Below are 21,397 nucleotides of genomic sequence, written 5' to 3'. Positions count from 1 at the left end.
CTCCAACGCCAAACGGTTAGGAGTTCTTTTTATTTGTGATTAATTTATGGAATAATCTTGATAATCACTGCCCATTTTTTTTCGAAAGGACACGCATGCTTGCGGTTTGCCCCAATATATTAATATAATAAAGTATATATTCAAAAACGTGATTCTAGACTGGAGATGAAACCATTGGGAAATTGATACTGAAAGGAACAAACGGCGAGCATTTTGCCAATACTCTGAAAAAACGAAGGAGGTGGGCCTATCCATCCATGTACGGAAAATGGTGGATAGGAGTATAAATTGAGCGACCCTTTACCCGGTATATTACATGTTGGTCTTATTATTTTGTTGGTATTGTTAAATGGATTTTTTGTTTCAGTCGAATATGCAATGGTGAAAGTGCGAAGTGGTAGAATTGATACCCTGATTGAAGAAGGTAGTAAAAAAGCTTTTAATGCAAAAAGCATTGTCAGCAACCTGGATGGCTATCTCTCAGCCTGTCAGCTCGGCATTACATTGGCTTCACTTGCATTAGGGTGGCTGGGTCAACCAGCTATAGCTAATCTTATAGGGCCTTTATTAGGAAGCATAGGTTTAGGAGAAACTGCTGTTAATGTTGTATCTTTGGTTATTGCTCTTATGTTCATTACTATCTTGCATATCGTATTAGGTGAGCTTGCACCTAAGACCATTGCTGTTAACAAGGCTGAATCTGTCCTTTTACTAACAGCAGGACCGATGAATGTATTTTACAAAATCATGTATCCAGTGATATGGATCGTTAATGGGCTGGCGCGTGGTTTACTGCAAATTTTCCGATTAGCCCCGGCTTCAGAGCTGGGAACGGCGCATACGGAAGAAGAAATTCGTATTATCATGCAGGAAAGTAACAAAAGCGGCTTTATCGATAATACTGAAATGGCTTTGGTTGACAATATTTTTGAATTTGTGGATACCATGGCTCGGGAGATCATGATTCCGCGGACAGAGATGATCTGTCTGAATAATCATGTTTCTGCTGAGGAGAACCTTGAGATTGCCTATGATGGCATGAGGACACGTTATCCCGTCTGTGATGGTGATAAGGATCATATTTTAGGCTTCATCCATATAAAGGACTTAATTAAGGATCGCCCGCAAAGTTATCAGAAATTAATTCGTCCAATATTAACCGTGCCGGAATCCATTCAGATTAGCGCTTTGCTGAAAGTTATGCAGCGTGCGAAGACACAAATCGCCATATTGATCGATGAATATGGTGGAACTTCAGGAATGGTGACATTGGAAGATATCATGGAGGAAATTGTTGGAGAAATTCAGGATGAATTTGATGAGGAACGTCCCGGTGTTGAGAAGCTTGGCGAGGATGAACACTCCATTGACGGTTTGATGCTTATTGAAGAGATTAATGATCTTTTGGGTCTTCATATGGAGACTGAGGATTACGATACGATAGGCGGCTGGCTGTATTCTAAATTGGAGGTTAATCCACCTCAAAAAGGGCAATCCGTAGAATTTGATGATCATCTATTTATTGTAGAAGAGACTGAGAATAAGCGAATTTCTCGAATTAAGCTATTGCGGTTACAGTTATTGAATGAAGAAGCTGGAGCTTGATGGAATTATATATTTTTAAAATAAGAGCAGCGTTTCTCCTTTTGGAGTCACGCTGTTTTTTTTGACTATACTGTTTGCCAAAAAGAGATTAATAATTATATAATTTTAAATGTATATGATAAAAACTACATTAGTCCCTAGAGGACAGAAAGGAATTCTCCTTGAGTAAACCTAAAAAAAGTCCAAATGTTCCCCAGTTGAGCAAACAAGAGAAACGACGGGTAGAACAGGAGCAACAGAAGCAGAAAACGAGAATTTTAGTTATTAGTTCAATAGCTGTAGTAGTTATCATTTTTGTTGGATTGTTTATGTTAGCTTCGAAAGATGCAGCAAAGAATGTCTCTACAGGAGAACCGGTAGAATTCAATTACAGTGAGCTACCTAGGATTGGTAATGAGGATGCACCTGTTAAGCTTGTTGAATTTGGCGATTTCAAATGTCCAGCTTGTTCCCAGTTTGCTGGCTCCATGAAACCGAAAATTGTTCAAGATTTTGTCAACGAGGGAAAAGCAGCTCTTTACTTTGTAAATATGGCTTTCGTTGGTCCTGACTCTGAGACAGCTTCACTAGCTGCATTGTCTGTATACCATCAGAATAAGGATGAATTCTGGAAGTTCTATGATGCTGTATATGCGCAGCAAGGGGATGAGAGCGACGAATGGGCCACTGAGGATTTCTTGATAAGCCTTGCTGAAAAAGAGAAATTAGCGATCGATTACGATCTGTTGCGTAAAGACATCCAAGAGAAAACTTATGCAGATGAGCTGAAGAAAGACATTCAGTTGGCAACTGACGCAGGCGTGACAACTACGCCTTCGCTCTACATTAATGGGGTGAAAACGGCTGAACCTTTCGATATTGAAGCGATTACATCTGAAATTAACACCGCCGCAAAAGCAGTGGAGGCAAAGTGACAAAATTCCTATCTTTTTGCAAGCGTAACTGCCTCTATCTGGCCTGGTTTGTCTCTTTGGTTGCTGTAGCTGGTAGCTTGTATTTAAGTGAAGTCTTGAAATATGAACCTTGTAAGCTTTGCTGGTTTCAGCGGATTTTTATGTATCCGCAGTTATTTTTGTTGGGAATTGCCACTTTCCGTGGAGATAAGCGCATCATTCCTTATGTGCTTCCATTAAGTTTGATTGGTGGCAGTATCTCAATCTATCATTATGCGGAACAGAAGATTCCAGCGTTAAGTAAAGTTCTACCTTGTACAATTGGTGTTCCTTGTAATAAAGATTACTTGAACTACTTCGGATTTATTACGATTCCTTTGTTAGCTTTAATCGCTTTTGCTCTAATTAGTCTCCTTCTTTGGTATGGACGTAAGGAAGAAGAAATGATTGAAGTAGATGCAGAGGAGAGCTTAGGATTTTAGTTTTCGCTTTGGAAGTTACAAAAAAGCTGAAAAGGTATTAAAATCACGGGCTAGAGGGATAATTGAAGATAATGAAAGAGAGCATCCAATAAGACGCTATATTTGAGCTTATTGGATGTTTTTTCATTCTTTTTTCATTTTTTTCAACGCTTTACTGTAGGCACTTTGTAGACTAATATTAGACCTTGTGAGAAGTTGAATATGCGCTGAATTTTCTTAGGAAAAACGGGGGAACCAAACTTGGCATTCATGCCAATGGGGTGAATCGGAACCGGGTCGAACAGACCTGTACCGTAGGGCTATAACCACAGCCCGAATCCGCCAGCTAACCTCGTAAGCAAGGTGGGAAAATGACCATGCATAAGCATGCGGATCATTTCCGTATGCTTATTTTTGTGTCTGCATTTATGAAATCCACCGATGAAAACAGCGCACGGAAATTCCGTTTCAGCTCCCAAAGAAAGGAACTGTATCCACCATGGTAAGCAAGGTAAAACGACTATTGATCGGACGTCCGATGAAGTCGAATGAACTCGATCATGAAAAGTTATCCAAGGTTAAAGCACTGGCTGTCCTGTCTTCTGATGCGCTCTCGTCTGTAGCCTACGGAACGGAACAAATACTGATTGTACTGGTGGCTGCCGGGTTTACTGCCATCTGGTATTCCCTGCCAATTGCATTAGCCGTATTGGGCCTGCTGGCCATCCTGATTTTATCCTATCGGCAGACGATTTTTGCTTATCCGCAAGGAGGCGGAGCTTATATCGTAGCCAAGAGCAATCTTGGTATTCCGACAGGGCTGCTCGCTGGGGGTTCATTATTGGTGGATTACATTCTTACCGTAGCGGTTAGTGCCTCGGCAGGGACGGATGCGATCACATCGGCTTTTCCAAGTCTTCATAATCATACTGTTCTCATCGCTGTATCTGTTATCGTTCTATTAACAATCATTAATCTTCGCGGAGTGACTGAATCGGCTTCGTTCATCGCAATTCCAGTGTATTTGTTTGTGGTTTCGATTGTTGTTCTGATTATCTCCGGTATCGTTAAATATGCAATGGGTGGCGCGCATGCGAATGTTCCTGAAATAGGCAGCGCCGTATCTAATGTAAGTTTGTTTCTACTATTAAAAGCGTTTAGCTCTGGTTGTTCAGCCCTAACGGGGGTTGAGGCCGTATCTAATGCGATCCCAAACTTTAAAGCACCGGCTGAGAAGAATGCAGCCAAGACGCTAATGATCATGGGACTTATCCTTGGCTTTATGTTTACCGGAATCACTGTGCTGGCGTATTGGTATGGTATTGTGCCAGATGAAAAGGCTACGGTTGTCTCTCAGATCGCTGAATCGACCTTTGGCCGTGGCGGATTGTACTTTTTCATTCAAGGGATTACAGCAGTGATTTTGTTCTTGGCAGCTAATACAGCATATTCAGCGTTTCCGCTGCTTGCCTTTATGTTTGCAAAAGATAAATATCTGCCACACGCATTTATGGTCCGTGGTGACCGCCTGGGCTTCTCAAACGGCATTATTTTTCTAGGAGTTATGTCTATCATACTTGTGGCTGCATTCCATGGGAATACGGAAGGTTTGATTCCACTTTATGCGGTAGGCGTGTTCATTCCTTTTACCTTATCCCAACTGGGGATGATGGTGCATTGGATCAAAACAAGACCTGCTGGATGGGTGAAAAGATTTGTTGTAAATACCATCGGTATGCTGACTACATTGACGATTACGCTTATATTTATTATTACTAAATTCTCAAGCGTATGGATGGCATTCATTTTCTTACCTGCTGTAATGTTCGTGTTCCACCGTATTCATAAGCACTATTTGAACACTGCGGATCAACTGCGTATATGTCCGGCTACTGATAAACCTATAATTAAAGGAAGTACTGTAGTTGTTCCTGTTGCAGGGGTTACACGTGCTGTATTACATTCCATCAGCTATGCGAAGTCTCTAACAGATAATGTTGTTGCTGTGTATGTAGGCTTTGATGAAGAAGACATTCATAAGATGGAGCAACGGTGGGAGGAATGGAATCCAGGCGTACGCCTGATTGTACTTCGCTCCAGATATCGTAGTATCATTCGTCCGTTAGTGAAGTTTATCGATACGGTTGAGTGGAAGACAGCTGCGACGGATCACATCACGATTCTGATTCCACAGTTTATTACCAAACATTGGTGGCAAGCCGTGCTTCATAATCAGACCAGCTTTTTAATCCGCTCGTATCTAATGAATCAAAAGGACGTTGTAGTAGCGACTGTCCCTTATCATTTAAATAAATAAGTAGAAGATTAAAGATGAGGTTATATCCGGAACGTTCGGAATATAACCTCTTTTGTATTTTATATGAAGGAAATTGTTGCAAATCCACAGAATTTGAAATTTATATGTTGACACAGAGAATGAGAATCAATATCATTTAAAAGTGAAGCAGAGGTAAAGGTCACCTTTGAATATCAAAGCAGTTACATATAGGAGGGTTTTTAATGTTTTGGCTTAACAGAAAAAGATCAGGAAGCATGAAAGTGACAATGAGCGGACTAATAGTGATGACGCTATTACTTTCCGCTTGTGGTAATAATAATGCTGAAAGTTCATCAAATGCAGGAACAGCGCCTACAACAGCTCCTACAGCAGAATCTACAGAGGCACCTGCTGCTCCTAAGACATTAACAGATGCAATGGGCCATGAAGTAACGATTCCGGCTAATCCACAGCGCGTCCTGGGTTCATATTTGGAAGACTCATTGGTAACTCTGGGTGTGACTCCAGTAGCTCAATGGTCAGTTACAAATGGCGTTCAGGATTATCTGGCCACTGAATTGAAGGATGTTCCTACAATTAGTTACGATCTTCCGTTAGAGGCTGTAACCAGCTTTGCTCCGGATCTTATTATCATCCCATCGGAGTCTTCTGTTCAGAACGGGATTTACGATCAGTTGAATAAGATTGCACCCACTTATGTAATTGGGGATGAACTAAATCAAGATTGGCGCAAATCTTTGCTCAAGATTGGTGAGATTTTGAACAAAACCCCTGAAGCAGAAAAAGCCATTAAAGATTATGATGTTAAAGCAGCGGCTGCGAAAGAACAGCTTGCAGGAGCTATTGGACAAGAGTCCGCGGCTATTCTATGGTTGGTGCAAAAAAACTTCTATATTGTAGACGAAACCCGCAGCAGTGGTGCTGTATTATATACAGACCTTGGCGTAAAGCTGCCTAACTTAGTAACAGAGATCCCAGTAGGAACAAGAGCAACTTGGAATCCGATCTCGCTAGAGAAGCTTTCTGAGCTGACTGCAGATCATATTTTCCTTGTAAATAGTGATAAGACTGAGGGTTCGGAGATCTTAGATAGTGCAATTTGGAAGGGCATCCCAGCTGTAAAAGCTGGAAATGTGCATGAAATGAGCTCAACAAGCAGCTGGCTTTACAGTGGTGCGAACGCTGGCAGCAAAATCATTGACGATGTGCTAAAAAGTCTTGTGAAATAAAAGTCGTAATTCACCATGAATGAGACTGATCATTTCGGTGGGGAAGGGCGTGCAGATCAAGTATCTCGTGATACAAAGATCTGCACCATTTTTTTATAAACCAATCCCATAGTACGGAAAAATCGTTCCTGCAATTGTACAACATAAATATTTTTGCGATAATGAGAATGATTGTTGTTATCATATAAACCATTGTAACTATTGAATAAGGAGACAACCCATGGTTTCACCCTCAGATTTCGCAAATCGTATTAACAATGAACCCAAAAAAGCTCTACATACCCGACCGGCAGCTGCCATTGGTATTCTTATTTTTGGACTTGCTGCTATTGCCTTCGGATTGGCACTTTCGGTCTCAGTGGGTGCGGCAGATATCAAGTTAGCTACAGTATGGGAAGCTATATTTCATTTCAATCCAGATTTACAAAAACATCAGGTGATCAGAGAACTGCGATTTCCACGTGCTATTGCTGGCGCCTTAGTCGGTGCTTGCTTCGCAGTAGCAGGGGCTATCATGCAGGGGATGACAAGAAACCCGCTTGCGGATTCAGGGCTGTTAGGCTTGAATGCAGGAGCAGGAGTAGCGCTGGCAATAGTATTTGCTTTTGCACCCTCACTCTCATTCACTTCACTAATGTTGTATTGCTTTATCGGTGCCGCTGTGGCCTCTTTTATCGTATTCGGAATCGGTTCGCTTTCTTTTAATGGCCTGACCCCCTTGCGATTGACACTAGCAGGTTCGGCAGTTAGTGCTTTATTGGTTGCTATTAGTCAGGGAGTAGCTATTCTTTTCAACTTATCTCAGGATATAGCCTTCTGGTTAGCCGGTGGGATGGGGGGAGCTAGCTGGACTCAGATCAAGATTATATTCCCTTGGGTGGCCGTAGCCTTAATTGCAGCGATGATGTTATCACGATCCGTTACATTGCTCAGCTTAGGAAGAGAAGTTGCGGTTGGTCTGGGGCAGCGGACAAGGTTAGTTCAGTTGGCATGTATGATTGTTGTGGTTATCTTAGCTGGAAGTGCGGTTTCAACGGTTGGCCCGATTGCTTTTATAGGACTAATTATTCCACATGTTACACGTTATTTCGTTGGAGTGGACTACCGCTGGATTATACCTTGCTCGGCTGTTCTGGGGAGCTTATTGATTATCTTTGCAGATATTGCCGCAAGAATGATAAATGCACCGTATGAGACACCGCTAGGAGCCTTAATTGCCATCATCGGCGTACCTTTCTTTATTTATTTAGCGAGTAAGCGGAAGGGGGAGCTGTAATGCCCAAAATAACCCTTACTCCAGATGAAAAAGAACGCCGCACACGCACCATAACGGTGTTATCGCTCCTTGCTATACTGATCGTCGTGGTGTTTATAGTCAGTATGAATACAGGGTTTATGCGTCTATCCCCACTGGAGGTATTACATACACTGCTGGGTGATGGAACACATCAGCAAAAGCTTATTTTATTTGATTTCAGATTACCCCGCATCGTAATTTCATTGTTAGTTGGAGCGGGCTTTGCAGTGTCAGGCTGTATTCTACAAAGTCTCGCACGTAATGCACTCGCTGAACCGGCTACGCTGGGCATAAGTGCTGGTGCAGGTTTTGCTGTAATCATTTTCATCTCGTTCTTTCCGGCTACAACCGCAGCTCCGGTATTTGTCTTGCCTCTCCTAGCGCTTGGTGGGGCTGGCCTGACCGCAGCTTTAATCTATATTCTTGCCTACCGGAAGGCAGATGGTCTGTCTCCTACAAGGCTGATCCTTATCGGGATTGCGGTCGCTGCAGGAATCAATGCTTGCCAGCTTGTATTGGCACTTAGGCTTGATCCTAATAATTATCAATTTGTAGCTACTTGGATCGCCGGGAAAATATGGGGTGGGGATTGGAGATTCGTCCTTGCTTTGCTGCCTTGGATCGTGATTCTGTTACCGTTCGCCTTCTATAAAGCCCGGGTTCTAAATGTATTGAATCTAGGGGACCATACTTCATTAGGTCTAGGAATGCGTGTGGAGAAGGAACGTATTCTCCTTCTGGTAACAGCCGTAGCGCTTGCCGGCTCCTGCGTCGCAGTAAGCGGAGGTATTGGCTTCGTCGGCCTGATAGCACCACACCTGGCTCGCAGGCTCGTGGGACCCCGTCATCAGGTGTTATTACCTGCTAGTGCTTTGACAGGGGCGCTTCTTATGATTACCGCTGATACCATCGGCAGATGGGTGTTGCAACCTGCGGAAGTTCCGACTGGCATTGTGGTTGCGATTATTGGCGCACCTTACTTTTTATATTTACTCGCCAAGTCTAAAGCGTAAATTAGTTCATACTTAGGAGCATAGCTCCATAAAACTTTTAAGGGAGTTGTAGATCATGTCAGAACGTTTGAATACAGAAGAATTAAGTATTGGGTATGCAGAGGCTACTATAGTTAAAGGATTGAACTTGTCTATCCCTACGGGAAAAATCACTGCACTAGTAGGTGCTAACGGCTCCGGTAAATCTACAATCCTCAAAACGATGGCCCGGATTATGAAGCCGAAGAGTGGCACCGTAATGCTGGACGGCAAATCGATCCATAACTTTTCAACTAAAGAGGTTGCTAGGCAGCTAGCGATTCTACCGCAGAACCCAACGGCTCCTGACGGTCTGACGGTATCTGAGCTGGTCAGCTACGGTCGTTTCCCTCATCAGAAGGGATTTGGCACGATGACCGCTGAGGATCGCAACATCATCTCCAACGCCATCTCTGTTACGGGCATGGAATCTTTTCATGATCGCCCTATTGACCGTCTCTCAGGTGGACAACGTCAACGCGCATGGATCGCTATGGCGTTAGCTCAAGAAACAGATATTTTATTCCTTGACGAGCCTACAACCTTCCTAGATATGGCGCATCAGCTCGAAGTTCTTCAGCTATTGCAAAAGCTGAATGAGGAAGAAGGTCGTACCATCATCATGGTCGTGCATGATTTGAATCATGCTACTCGTTATGCGCAGCATATGGTAGCGATTAAGTCCGGTACTGTGGTTAGCGAAGGCTCACCTACTGAGGTTATGACACCAGATGTATTGCGGGAAGTGTTTGGAATTGAAGCGGATATCGTTCCGGATCCACGTACGGGTGTGCCACTGTGTCTTCCTTACGAGCTTGCTGCCTATAAAGCTGTGTAATTATCATCTAAAATCATACAACGAACAGGCTCCCGTCATTGACAAGGGAGCCTGTTCGTTGTTACAGTTGTGGTTGCCTACAATTTCATAATAACTCTTTAAAATAGATCAAGGACCATCATTTATACATGGTTAAAGGAGCATGAAAACATGAATATTGACAAAATTCAAGATGACCTAGAGCAGCTAATGACTGCAGGAAAAGTGAAAAGTCATGAGAATTTAAAAGATCACGTGTACACTAAAATGGGCGGCAAAGCTGATATTTTGGCTGCACCAGCTACTTATGATGAAATTCAAAAGATCGTTACATATGCAGAACAAAATGGGATAACCCTTACGGTACTTGGGAATGGCTCCAATGTGATTATCCGTGATGGAGGTGTACGTGGGATCGTTCTGCAAACGGCAGGACTGACCGAAATGGGGATTCGCGACAATCTCTTATATGCGCAATGTGGTGCCAAAATAATTGATGTTTCCAGATATGCACTTGATAAGGAGCTTACGGGTCTTGAGTTCGCCTGTGGCATTCCAGGAACAGTTGGTGGAGCGCTCTATATGAACGCAGGTGCTTATGGCGGTGAGATCAAAGATGTCCTGCATAGTGCACTAGCTATAAATAAGAACGGGCAATTGGTAACTCTGCAAGGTGATGAGCTGCAATGGGGTTACAGAAAAAGCGTGTTCGCAAGCGGTGAGTACATTGTACTTGAGGCCAAATTTGCTATGACTTCCGGTGATGTTTTAACGATCAAGGCAAAAATGGATGAACTAACTTATTTACGTGAATCGAAGCAACCGCTTGAGTATCCATCCTGTGGGAGTGTATTTAAGCGGCCTCCAGGCCGTTTTGCAGGTCAGTTAATTCAAGAGAGCGGCTTACAGGGTACAAGAATCGGCGGTGCTGAGGTATCCAAGAAGCATGCGGGATTTATTGTGAATGCAGATAATGCAACAGCCAGTGATTACATCGGGCTAATCCACCATGTAAGAGCGACTGTGAAGGATAAATTCGGTGTAGAGCTGGAAACTGAAGTGGAGATCATTGGAGAAGAATAAATGATAAGCAAAAAGAGCCCGCAATCGCTGTGGGCTCTTTTTGCTTATCATAATCATGTTCGTTTAATCTACTGAAAGGGTGTAATTAGCTCTGTCCGTAGTTATTTCTGCCTTGCGGTCGGCTAAGTCTACGATTTGAAGACCTTCAACAGCTAAATCATAAGTGGATTGTGGCAGGGATACCAGTTCACCATCGGCGTTAAGTGTGCTGCCGAAACCTCTTAATATCAGTGCACTTCCAAGATATTCATCAATAACATCGTCTGCACTCCGGAAATCTACGGACTCTAAATTGAAATGAACTTTATCCAAATCACGAAGTTCTTTCTTTTCAATAGCGATTGTTTCATTCAAATGATTGTTAAGCCAATCCATAAGCTGCTGTATACTTTGTTCCATAAAATGCTCCCACCCTTAGCTCGAAGATTATTATGAATAAGTTACCCTTTTCTTAGGATTTGAATCCTTTTTTTTGCCGCATCTTAATTAACCATATGAATAATTCATGTCATTAAAAAGAAATCCACAATCAAATTGGCATTGGTTTTGAGCTTCCTAATCTCTACATACGCAGGTCTATCCACGTTAATCTGGAGTGATTTGCTGATCTGTATAAGGTAACAGTAAAGAGTAGAACTTGTCAGGAGCGGGCTACCCATGGTATAGTTCAAGACGCAATATGCTTTATGCTTTAAGAAGAAGTCTGCACTAAAGTTGTGCAGGAGAGGTTCGCGAACTCCCTCTATAAAAAACTAAGAATATATTAAACAGTACAAGCGGTTGCTGTCCTTTATCCGGACGTTGCTTCCGTTTCTTCTTAGTGGAGCCAAGTTTTCGAAATCTCGTTCTTCTTTCCATTACCGGCCAAGGCCGAAGGAAAAGAGAGGGGTTTTTTGTCGTGTCAGAAGGAAGATTGAAAGAGGAAATGCAAGAAGTTACTTTGCTTGGTAATCAGGGAACACAGTACAAGTTTGGTTATGATCCAGACATTCTGGAGGTGTTTGATAACAAACATCCCGGACGTGATTATTTTGTTAAATTCAACTGCCCTGAGTTCACTAGCTTGTGTCCTGTAACGGGTCAGCCGGATTTTGCCACGCTGTATATTTCGTATATTCCTGAACAAAAAATGGTGGAATCCAAATCATTAAAGCTGTATCTGTTTAGCTTCCGCAACCATGGTGACTTTCATGAGGACTGTGTCAACATTATTATGAATGATCTGATCTCATTGATGGATCCGCGTTACATTGAGGTATGGGGCAAGTTCACTCCGCGCGGAGGCATTTCAATTGATCCTTATTGCAACTATGGAAGACCGGGTACGAAGTATGAGGCGATGGCGGAACACCGCTTAATCAATCACGACCTCTATCCAGAAAAAGTGGACAACCGCTAAATTCCAACTTGTGATAAGGAGAGATTCATATGAACAAAAAAGCACTCGTCGTATTCAGCGGCGGACAAGATAGCACCACTTGCCTGGTTTGGGCATTGCAGCAGTATGAGGAAGTGCAGGTAGTTACCTTCAACTATAATCAACGTCATGCGGCTGAAATCGAAGTTGCAACAGAGATAGCAGCTAAGTTTAATGTAAAACAGCATATTCTTGATCTGGGGCTGCTTAATCAGCTGGCACCCAATGCTCTTACCCGTCAGGATATTGATATCGTGGCTGGGGAAGGGGATGAGCTTCCAAGTACTTTCGTCGATGGACGAAATCTGTTGTTTTTATCTTTTGCCGCAATATTAGCTAAACAACTGGGGTACTCCCATATCGTCACTGGGGTTTGCCAAACGGACTTTAGCGGTTACCCGGACTGCCGTGATGTTTTTGTGAAATCATTGAATGTTACGCTGAACTTATCTATGGACTATGAGTTTGCGATCCACACTCCCCTAATGTGGCTGGATAAAAAAGAAACGTGGAAAATGGCAGATCAACTGGGGTATTTTGATTATGTTCGCGAACACACACTGACCTGTTACAACGGTATTATTGGCAGTGGCTGCGGTACTTGTCCAGCCTGTCTATTGCGTCAGCGTGGTCTTGAGCAATATGAGGCGGAGAGAATGGAGGCCGGCTCTTAATGCTTAACGAGGTTTCAGTCTGCAAAATATTTACGTTCGATGCGGCACACCAGTTAGTGGGACACAAAGGGAAATGCAGCAATCTGCACGGACATACTTATAAGCTCGAAGTAGTGCTTAAGGGCAAACCTATGGCCGCGGAAGGCCACTCGGATGAAGGCTTCGTCATTGATTTCAGCGATATCAAAATGACAGTACAACAAAGCCTTGTAGATCGTTTAGATCACGCTTTTCTTGCTATGGGAAATGAACCTGTGTTAGAGACGTTAACGAATACGGGCTCCAAAGTAGCCTTATTGTCTTTCCGCACCACAGTGGAGAATATGTCTTCATATATTGCCTACAAGCTTAAGCAAGCAGGATTGCCTTTATACTCGGTAAAGCTATGGGAGACTCCAACCTCTTGGGCAGAGGTGCTGGCTGAAGATGTTCCGGATGAAGGGCCATCCTACCGTTTGTATGGAGGCTGTGACTGTGAGTAAGATTCCTGTAACTGAAATGTTCGGTCCAACTATTCAAGGCGAAGGTGCGGTAATTGGAGTGAAGACGATGTTTGTCCGCACCTATGGCTGCGATTATCGCTGCGGCTGGTGTGACTCCGCTTTTACTTGGGATGGTACGGCTAAGAATAAGGTTCGCATGATGGAAGCAGAAGAAATCATAAATGAATTATTGGCGTTAGCTGGAGATAATTTCGACTGTGTTACGATTTCAGGCGGTAATCCTGCCTTGATTGGTGAAGGAATGGGTACCTTCATCAACCTGCTTCATGAGCGTGGAATAAAAGCAGCGATAGAAACTCAGGGGAGTAAATGGCAGGATTGGTTCAATGACGTGGATGTGCTGACAATCAGTCCTAAACCTCCAAGCTCAGGAATGACAACGAATTGGGAAATGCTAGATAACATCATGAGTAAGATGGAGAAACTGGGTCGTTCTACGCATAGCTTGAAGGTCGTAGTGTTTGATGATAAGGATTTTGATTATGCGAAAAACGTTCACCAGCGATATCCGAATGTGCAGCTCTTTCTGCAGCCTGGTAATGATGATGTCACGGAAGAGGGCAACATTTCTGCTCGACTTCTGGGAAGGCTGGAGTGGTTGTTTAATAAAGTAATCGTGGATTCGGATATGAACAAGGTTCGTGTACTTCCACAGCTGCATGCATTGATCTGGCATAATAAGCGTGGCAAATAAAAGATTGATGAAATCGTCCGGGTATCTGCTTACAGATGCTCGGTTTTTATTTTTAACATTTGTAACTTCTAGTAGGTAGATAGTCTGTCCCAGTTTCTGGTATGATTTTGAAAAAAGCTCTTGGAGGTTATTCATTTGGAACAATCAACAGCATTATTAATTATCGATGTTCAAGAAGCCATGTTCTCCTATGAACTAAAGCTGTACGATGAAGAGGGTGTGATGGACAGGATTGTCTCCCTTCAGCAAAAAGCTCGATTAGCAGGTACTCCTATTGTGTATATTCAACATACCGAAGATGAGGAGTACACAAAAGGTACACCCACTTGGCAGATCAGTCACCGCATCACACCGCAGGAAGGCGAAGTTATCGTTGAGAAGCCTACTTGGGATGCTTTTCACCGAACGGAATTGCAAGATGAACTCCAAAAGCTCGGGATCACGAATCTGGTGATCTGTGGGATGCAAAGTGAATTCTGTCTGGATACGACAATAAGACGCGCATACAGCATGGGATATAAAAGTGTACTGGTTTCAGATGCTCATAGCACCTTTGATAATGGGGTTCTGAGTAGTAGGGAGATCGTTAAGCATCATAATGCGATAATTGGAGGTAGATTCGCCCAGTTACGAGCTGAAAGCGAGGTTCAGTTCTAGATGAATACACCCCAGGCTGCCATGAAGCCTATTCAGCGTTCTCGCCTTAGATTGTTTGCTGGCAAACGATATTTTATTTGGAAAAGATATTTGAAATGGTACACTGGACGAAGCAAAATAGCGAAGCAGCGTACGGATGAAACATTATCTTATGCAGCTATGACTCATGCTACCCCGTTATTAAGAAGTCTTCGGAATGTAGATATGCTGCTTCAATACAATAAAATTACTAACTTACGGCTGGCAATTGCGAAGCTGGATGGACTTGTTGTGCAGCCGGGGGAGACTTTTTCCTACTGGAGAAGTATTGGTAAGCCCACTAAACGAAAAGGGTATCTGGAGGGTATGGTGCTGCATTATGGTGGTTTTCATTCCGGGGTTGGAGGAGGCTTATGCCAGTTGTCTAATCTGATCTATTGGATGGCACTGCACACACCACTTACCGTTATGGAACGGCATCGTCACAGCTATGATGTATTTCCAGATGAACAACGTACACAACCTTTTGGAAGCGGGGCGACCTGTTCTTATAACTATTTGGATCTTCAATTGAAAAATAACACCGCTCAAACGTATCAACTAAAGCTCTGGCTGGACGATAGCCATTTACACGGGGAATGGAGATGCAATGAGCAGGCGCTTTATGATTATGAAGTATACGAAAGTGATCATAGGATTAGTCTAGAGCCTTGGGGCGGATATATACGCAGTAATAAGATCAGTCGAAAAGTATATACCCGATCTGGAGATCTAATTGGAGATGAAGCTGTAACTGATAATTACGCACTGATGATGTATTCTCCGCTTCTTCATGGATAAGAGGTTAGGGCTTAGGGATATAACATAGAAAGGTATGATCGTTATATCTCTAGACCATCTCCAAAGGAGCGGATTAACAGCATGAAAGCACTAACCTACCAAGGGAAGAAAAAAGTGGAAGTTAAAGAAGTAGCTGATCCGAAGCTTGAGAAAAAAGATGACATTCTTGTTCGGATTACCACTACGGCGATTTGTGGCTCGGATCTGCACATTTATAACGGAGAAATTCCAGGTATGCATGATGATTATGTTATTGGTCATGAGCCGATGGGGATTGTTGAGGAAGTGGGACCTGACGTAACTAGAGTCAAAAAAGGTGACCGAGTCATCGTCCCCTTTAATGTCGCCTGTGGGCAGTGTTTTTTCTGCCAGCATGAGATGGAGAGCCAATGCGACAATGCTAATGACGCCAAGGACACAGGCGGTTATCTTGGTTATTCCGATACTTATGGCGGTTTTGCTGGCGGACAAGCTGAATTGCTGCGGGTACCTTATGGTAATTTTGGGCCTTTTGTAGTTCCGGAGGATGCAGAAATGGAAGATGAGAAAATTCTTTTCTTATCTGATATTGTGCCTACTGCTTGGTGGGGAGTAGAAAGCGGGGGAGTGAAGCCGGGAGATACGGTCATTGTTCTCGGCTGCGGGCCCGTGGGACTGCTAACTCAAAAGTTTGCCTGGATCAAAGGAGCCTCTAGAGTCATTGCTGTTGACCATATCGGCTACCGATTGCAACATGCGAAGTTGACCAATAATGTTGAAGTTTATAACTTCGAAGAGATCAAGGACATTGGGGCTCATTTGAAGGAGATCACTCATGGGGGCGCAGATGTGGTTATTGACTGTGTGGGTCTAGATGCCAAAATATCTGCCTTGGAGAAAGTGGAAACGGTTCTGAAGCTGCAAGGGGGCTCGCTCAGTGCATTCAGAATGGCCGCGGATATCGTACGTAAATTCGGAACCATCCAGCTTGTAGGGGTCTATGGACTTAATTACAATATGTTCCCGCTGGGTCAGCTATTTGAACGAAACATCACATTAAAGATGGGACAAGCGCCGGTGATTCACTATATGCCGTTGCTGTATAAGATGATTAAAGAAAATAAATTTGATCCTACAGATATCATTACGCATCGCCTGCCAATTAGTAAAGCGGAGCATGGCTATGACGTTTTTAGTGAGAAAAAAGAAGATTGCATCAAGGTTGTTCTGAAGCCCTAGCCTTTTAAGAAGCATGAGCTTTCGTCAGAAATGACATTGCTTGTGCTTTTTTTAGTGAAATCTTATGAAAAAAGATGCATTTTTTCACGGTCTGCGTTAAATTAACATAAGTGACTTAAGATATTGAAAGGACGCGTAACATGTGAAACTTAAAAAACCGCCACTTCCGATTCCACTATTAATGTTGATAGGGATTGTGGCCATCTCTTTTTCCGCCATTTTTATTAAATGGTCTGATGCACCTGCATCTATACAAGGCATGTACAGATTATTATTTACCTCACTGCTGATGCTGCCTTTTGCAAGACCCTATAGTGGAGCTGCTTTTGCTCTAAGTAAAAAAGACTGGCTAATGCTCATCCTTTCAGGCGCAATGCTTGCGCTGCATTTTTTGCTATGGATGGGATCATTAAAGTATACTTCGGTAGCTAGTTCAACAATGATCATGGCGCTGGAGCCTGTATTTATTATGCTGGGTGTTTATTTTTTGTATAAGGAAAAGACAGCTCTGTCTGCTATTCTAGGGCTTGGCATTGCAATTGGCGGTGTCGTGTTTATCGGCTGGGGTGATATTGGAATCTCTGCAGATAATCTTAAAGGTGATCTATTATCGGTCGGAGGCACTGTCGCGGTAGCTGTACATATGCTGATCGGTCAAAAGCTAGTGGTGCGCATGCCCTCTTATTTATATAGCTTGATTGTCTTCTTGTCAGCCGCTGGCGTGTTCGCCGTATACAATCTGTTCATGGGGATTTCCTTTTTTAATTATCCGGCCAAGGAATGGGGAATCTTTGTATTGTTAGCAGTGGTGCCAACGGTGTTTGGCCATATTTTGTTTAATTGGTTACTACAATATGTATCTGCGACTACGGTTTCAATGAACATTTTAGGAGAACCAGTGGGTGCCAGTATCTTAGCGTATTTACTCTTGGGTGAACAGCTAACAACCTTACAATGGGCAGGTGGGCTGCTCGTTATGATTGGACTCGCAGTATATTTGTACGCGGGAAGAAGGAAAACTATCCGGATGGCTGATGCCATTCAGAATGCTTCATAACAGATATTTTACACATAAAGGGGTAGCAATGGATGGAAGAGCAGAATCAATATTCAAATAATCAGGCAGAAAAAAACGCTGTGCCAACAAGCGAAGAACTATGGAACGAAGATACTTATACCGCTTGGGTAACTCGGTTTGGTACACCGTCAGAAGCAGCTGCAAAATTAATAAAGGAACCAAGTGCAAAGCTTTACCCGCTCCTTTCTTTTTTTGGAGAGGTGAAGGGGAAGAAAATGATGAATTTAATGGGCTCAAACGGAATGAAGGCCGTGGCACTCTCATTACTAGGTGCGGAAGTAACGGTTGCTGACTTCTCGGAAGCCAATGCGCGATATGCGGCTGATCTTGCCCAAGAAGCAGGGGTACCACTAACCTATATCGTCTCAGATATTCTTAAGCTGCCAGAAGACGTCCTTGATGGTTCATATGACATCGTCTTCGCGGAGTTAGGAATTGTTCATTACTTTACCAACCTTACACTATTCATGGAAACAGCTCGCCGATTGCTTTCTCCTGGAGGCGTATTTGTACTCCGCGATTTTCATCCGGTAACGACCAAGCTTATTTCCTCGAAGGGATCTACTGCGAAGGTACGCAAACACAAAGTAAACGGAGATTATTTTGACTCATCATTGGAAGAGAAGAAGGTATCCTATTCCAAGTATTTGCCTTCCACAGGTACACCAGCAGGTGAACAAGAGCATAGTGTTGTGTATTGGCGCCGCTGGACACTCGGAGAAATTGTAACCGCTGCAGCTAATAGCGGACTAGTGATCCGCCAATTAGTAGAAGAACCTAATCTATCTTCCGACGTGTATGATAAGGGAATTCCTAAGACCTTCACATTGGTGGCTGGAAATGGCGCAAGCCTGTAAGAGGGATCGCTGACATGTGATTTTTTAGGATATAACATTTGTGCTGAACTGAGGTGCTCTCGGTTCAGTTTTTTTGTGTGTAAAACATAAAATTTTAAACTTTTTTACGGAGATTATTCCATTACAATGGCAACTTATAGGGAATACAATGATTTTACATTCCGGATTGTAAGCGATTACTTTAAGGGTTAATGCATTCTCAAAGAATTTGAGGTGGATATCAAAATGAACGAAGTGTTGCTTCGTATGGAGGGAATCAACAAGTTTTTCCCAGGTGTTCATGCTTTGAATGAATGTCAATTTGAGCTGAAGCGTGGAGAAGTTCATGCGTTAGTAGGAGAAAATGGCGCTGGCAAGTCTACCCTTATGAAGATTGCGACAGGTGTCTATTCCAAGGATGCTGGTCAAATGTGGTACAAGGGAAATGAAGTGCAAATTGTTAATACCCGTGAAGCACAGGAGCTTGGAATTAGTATCATCCATCAGGAATTGAATTTAATGCCTCATCTTACGGTCGCCCAGAACATTTACATTGGACGAGAGCCGCGAAAAGCTCTGAAATGGTTCGTTGATGATTTAGAGATAAACCGAAAAGTTCAGGTTTTGTTTGATCAAATGAATCTGAAGCTGGATCCCAGAGTTTTGGTATCAGATCTGACCGTTGCTAATCAGCAAATGGTTGAAATCGCTAAAGCCTTGTCTTTCCAAGCCGAGGTATTGATCATGGATGAACCAACCGCCGCGTTAACAGATACAGAAATTAACGAGTTATTTCGAATGATTGAGCAGCTACGAGATAAAGGTGTGGGAATTATTTATATCTCTCACCGCATGGATGAATTGAAGCGAATTACAGACCGCATTACAGTTATGCGCGATGGTTGTTATGTAGATACCGTTCGTACCGATTCAATAACGATTGATCAGATCATCAGCATGATGGTTGGACGTGAATTATATCAAACGTCGAAACCAACGATTGCGAAACAGACTCAGCAAGTTGTCTTAGAAGTTCGGAATCTTTCTAGAGGGCATGCGTTCAAGGATATTAGCTTTCATCTGTATAAAGGTGAGATTTTGGGCTTCGCTGGTTTAATGGGAGCTGGACGTACCGAGGTTGTTCGTGCCGTATTTGGTGCCGATCCCATCGATGAGGGTGAAATTATGCTCCATGGAAAATCGGTTCGTATACGTCAGCCACATCAAGCGGTACAGCATGGTATTGGGTATTTGTCCGAAGACCGTAAACGTTTCGGACTGCTTGTGGATATGGATATCAGCATGAATAATGCGATTGCCTCCTTTTATAAATTCCGTAATTCATTTGGCTGGATGAAGGAGCGGGAGATGCGAAGCTCAGCGGAGCAGCATGTTGAAGCGCTAGCCACCAAAACTCCAAGTGTAGGTCAAAAGGTTAAGTTTCTGTCCGGGGGTAATCAGCAGAAAGTGGTCATCGGCAAGTGGTTGACGAGAGACTGTGATGTACTCATCTTCGATGAGCCCACAAGAGGTATTGATGTAGGCGCGAAAAGTGAAATTTATAAGCTGCTGGATCAGCTTGCGAGTCAAGGGAAGGCGATCATTATCATTTCTTCAGATCTTCCTGAGATTCTAAGAATGAGCCATCGGATTATCATTATGTGTGAAGGGCGTATAACAGGAGAACTCCCCGCAGAAGAAGCATCGCAGGAGGCGATTATGAAATATGCGACGAAACGTTCATAACTGTTCAAGAGTTAACCGGAGGTGTCAGGACTATGAAGATCGCGGATAAAGAGATTAGTCAGCCAGCGGGTATGAAGCAAACGGGAGGGCAATCCGGATTCAAACAAAAATTATTGGCATTTGCAAGTCTGATCATATTGGTCATCGTATTCTCTTTATCCTCCAGTAACTTTTTTCAATTCTCAAATCTTGTCGGAATTCTAGTTTCTACAGCTGTAATCGGAGTATTAGCGCTTGGAGCTACCTTTGTTATTATAACGGGTGGCATCGACCTCGCTCTGGGTACTGTAATGACATTCTCATCTGTTATGGTTGGAGTCATTATTACCTTCTGGGGTCTGCCCGTCCCGTTAGGCATTGTAGGTGGGATTCTGGCTGGAGCACTGTGCGGCTTCATCAGCGGTTTGATGGTGGCGAAGATGAACATCCCACCCTTCATCGCCACTCTGGCGATTATGATGGTCACCAAAGGCTTGTCGCTTGTCATCACAGGAGCCAAACCCATTTATTTCAACGATGATCCGATCTTTGCCAAGATCGCCATGGGTAAAATGATCCCCGGTATACCCAACACCATCGTTATCTTCTTATTACTCGGTATGATCGCAAGCATAATCTTGTCTAAGACGATTATTGGGCGTTACAACTTCGCACTTGGCAGTAATGAAGAAGCTACTCGCTTATCAGGTGTGAACACAGTCAAATGGAAGATTATTATCTATTCCATTACAGGGATCTTTAGCGGAATCGCAGGTATCCTGATGGCATCACGTTTGAATTCAGCACAGCCATCACTGGGCACCGGTTATGAACTAGAGGCTATTGCGGCAGTGGTCATTGGCGGGACTTCCTTAAGTGGAGGTGTAGGTTCTATTCTAGGCACGATTATTGGCGCACTGATTATGAGTGTGTTGACGAATGGCTTGCAGATTATGTCTGTTGCTCAGGAATGGCGGACGGTCATTGTCGGTGTTGTAATCATCATTGCGGTTTACGCTGATATTCTACGCCGCCGTAAGCAATGAACTTGGTATGATCTC

The 21,397-nt window shown here is 43.3% G+C and carries 21 protein-coding genes and 2 riboswitches; of the genes, 20 read left to right on the top strand and 1 reads right to left on the bottom strand.

Features of this window, described 5'->3' with window-relative positions:
- Positions 1–288 precede the first annotated feature (288 nt).
- The 9 genes from NYE72_RS16565 (at position 289) to murB (ending at position 10,715) form a co-directional block, all read left to right on the top strand.
- On the top strand, positions 289–1,605 hold the full coding sequence (locus NYE72_RS16565; protein WP_036687555.1) for a hemolysin family protein: 1,317 nt from the start codon (positions 289–291) through the stop codon (positions 1,603–1,605).
- 161 nt (positions 1,606–1,766) lie between these two features.
- Positions 1,767–2,519: a DsbA family protein gene (locus NYE72_RS16560; RefSeq protein WP_036687554.1), complete on the top strand. Its 753-nt coding sequence runs from the start codon at positions 1,767–1,769 to the stop codon at positions 2,517–2,519.
- Entirely contained in the window at positions 2,516–2,980 is a 465-nt protein-coding gene (locus tag NYE72_RS16555) for a disulfide oxidoreductase (RefSeq protein ID WP_036687553.1), read from the top strand. The genes NYE72_RS16560 and NYE72_RS16555 overlap by 4 nt, the downstream gene beginning before the upstream one ends.
- A 194-nt stretch (positions 2,981–3,174) precedes the next feature.
- Positions 3,175–3,334: riboswitch (cyclic di-AMP (ydaO/yuaA leader) on the top strand.
- Between the two features lie 124 nt (positions 3,335–3,458).
- Positions 3,459–5,276, top strand: a complete 1,818-nt coding sequence (locus tag NYE72_RS16550) for an APC family permease (protein ID WP_036687552.1) — start codon at positions 3,459–3,461, stop codon at positions 5,274–5,276.
- Between the two features lie 203 nt (positions 5,277–5,479).
- Positions 5,480–6,487 carry an iron-hydroxamate ABC transporter substrate-binding protein gene (locus tag NYE72_RS16545; RefSeq protein WP_081389272.1) on the top strand — a complete coding sequence of 336 codons (1,008 nt, stop codon included), beginning with the start codon at positions 5,480–5,482 and terminating at the stop codon, positions 6,485–6,487.
- 220 nt (positions 6,488–6,707) lie between these two features.
- Entirely contained in the window at positions 6,708–7,763 is a 1,056-nt protein-coding gene (locus tag NYE72_RS16540; protein WP_051491521.1) for an iron ABC transporter permease, read from the top strand.
- Positions 7,763–8,797: an iron ABC transporter permease gene (locus NYE72_RS16535; RefSeq protein WP_076273257.1), complete on the top strand. Its 1,035-nt coding sequence runs from the start codon at positions 7,763–7,765 to the stop codon at positions 8,795–8,797. Before NYE72_RS16540 ends, NYE72_RS16535 begins: the two co-directional genes overlap by 1 nt.
- A 55-nt stretch (positions 8,798–8,852) precedes the next feature.
- Complete coding sequence (locus NYE72_RS16530) at positions 8,853–9,653, top strand: ABC transporter ATP-binding protein (RefSeq protein WP_036687549.1); 801 nt, start codon at positions 8,853–8,855, stop codon at positions 9,651–9,653.
- A 150-nt stretch (positions 9,654–9,803) separates the two neighbouring features.
- On the top strand, positions 9,804–10,715 hold the full coding sequence (gene murB, locus NYE72_RS16525; RefSeq protein ID WP_036687548.1) for a UDP-N-acetylmuramate dehydrogenase: 912 nt from the start codon (positions 9,804–9,806) through the stop codon (positions 10,713–10,715).
- A gap of 63 nt (positions 10,716–10,778) precedes the next feature.
- Here the strand turns inward: murB and NYE72_RS16520 are convergent, their stop codons facing one another.
- Positions 10,779–11,114: a hypothetical protein gene (locus tag NYE72_RS16520; protein WP_036687547.1), complete on the bottom strand. Its 336-nt coding sequence runs from the start codon at positions 11,112–11,114 to the stop codon at positions 10,779–10,781.
- A gap of 319 nt (positions 11,115–11,433) precedes the next feature.
- A riboswitch (PreQ1 riboswitch) is annotated at positions 11,434–11,477 on the top strand.
- Positions 11,478–11,640: 163 nt separating this feature from the next.
- Between NYE72_RS16520 and queF the strand changes: the two genes are divergently transcribed.
- The 11 genes from queF to NYE72_RS16465 all read left to right on the top strand — a co-directional run bounded on the left by queF (position 11,641) and on the right by NYE72_RS16465 (position 21,382).
- Positions 11,641–12,114, top strand: a complete 474-nt coding sequence (gene queF / locus NYE72_RS16515; protein WP_036687775.1) for a preQ(1) synthase — start codon at positions 11,641–11,643, stop codon at positions 12,112–12,114.
- Between the two features lie 29 nt (positions 12,115–12,143).
- Positions 12,144–12,806: a 7-cyano-7-deazaguanine synthase QueC gene (queC, locus tag NYE72_RS16510; protein WP_036687545.1), complete on the top strand. Its 663-nt coding sequence runs from the start codon at positions 12,144–12,146 to the stop codon at positions 12,804–12,806.
- On the top strand, positions 12,806–13,288 hold the full coding sequence (locus NYE72_RS16505) for a 6-carboxytetrahydropterin synthase (RefSeq protein WP_036687544.1): 483 nt from the start codon (positions 12,806–12,808) through the stop codon (positions 13,286–13,288). Before queC ends, NYE72_RS16505 begins: the two co-directional genes overlap by 1 nt.
- The gene (gene queE, locus NYE72_RS16500) at positions 13,281–14,003 is read left to right on the top strand and encodes a 7-carboxy-7-deazaguanine synthase QueE (protein WP_076316482.1); all 723 of its coding nucleotides are present in this window, start codon (positions 13,281–13,283) and stop codon (positions 14,001–14,003) included. Before NYE72_RS16505 ends, queE begins: the two co-directional genes overlap by 8 nt.
- A 135-nt stretch (positions 14,004–14,138) precedes the next feature.
- Positions 14,139–14,660 (top strand): cysteine hydrolase family protein, encoded by a 522-nt coding sequence (locus tag NYE72_RS16495; protein WP_036687540.1) that lies wholly within the window; start codon positions 14,139–14,141, stop codon positions 14,658–14,660.
- Positions 14,661–15,479, top strand: a complete 819-nt coding sequence (locus NYE72_RS16490) for a VanW family protein (RefSeq protein WP_076142194.1) — start codon at positions 14,661–14,663, stop codon at positions 15,477–15,479. It abuts the gene before it with no gap.
- Between the two features lie 81 nt (positions 15,480–15,560).
- Entirely contained in the window at positions 15,561–16,697 is a 1,137-nt protein-coding gene (locus tag NYE72_RS16485) for a zinc-dependent alcohol dehydrogenase (protein WP_076273253.1), read from the top strand.
- Positions 16,698–16,839: 142 nt separating this feature from the next.
- Positions 16,840–17,754, top strand: coding sequence for a DMT family transporter (locus tag NYE72_RS16480; RefSeq protein WP_176462518.1), 915 nt, complete (start codon positions 16,840–16,842; stop codon positions 17,752–17,754).
- Between the two features lie 32 nt (positions 17,755–17,786).
- On the top strand, positions 17,787–18,632 hold the full coding sequence (locus tag NYE72_RS16475) for a class I SAM-dependent methyltransferase (RefSeq protein WP_076099090.1): 846 nt from the start codon (positions 17,787–17,789) through the stop codon (positions 18,630–18,632).
- 225 nt (positions 18,633–18,857) lie between these two features.
- Positions 18,858–20,357, top strand: a complete 1,500-nt coding sequence (locus NYE72_RS16470) for a sugar ABC transporter ATP-binding protein (protein WP_036687534.1) — start codon at positions 18,858–18,860, stop codon at positions 20,355–20,357.
- 71 nt (positions 20,358–20,428) lie between these two features.
- On the top strand, positions 20,429–21,382 hold the full coding sequence (locus NYE72_RS16465) for an ABC transporter permease (protein WP_036687770.1): 954 nt from the start codon (positions 20,429–20,431) through the stop codon (positions 21,380–21,382).
- The last annotated feature ends 15 nt before the right edge of the window (positions 21,383–21,397 follow it).

This window comes from Paenibacillus sp. FSL L8-0333 (assembly GCF_037965665.1).
Classification (GTDB): Bacteria; Bacillota; Bacilli; order Paenibacillales; family Paenibacillaceae; genus Paenibacillus_AQ; species Paenibacillus_AQ odorifer.
This window is presented reverse-complemented; position numbering and strand designations above follow the sequence as displayed.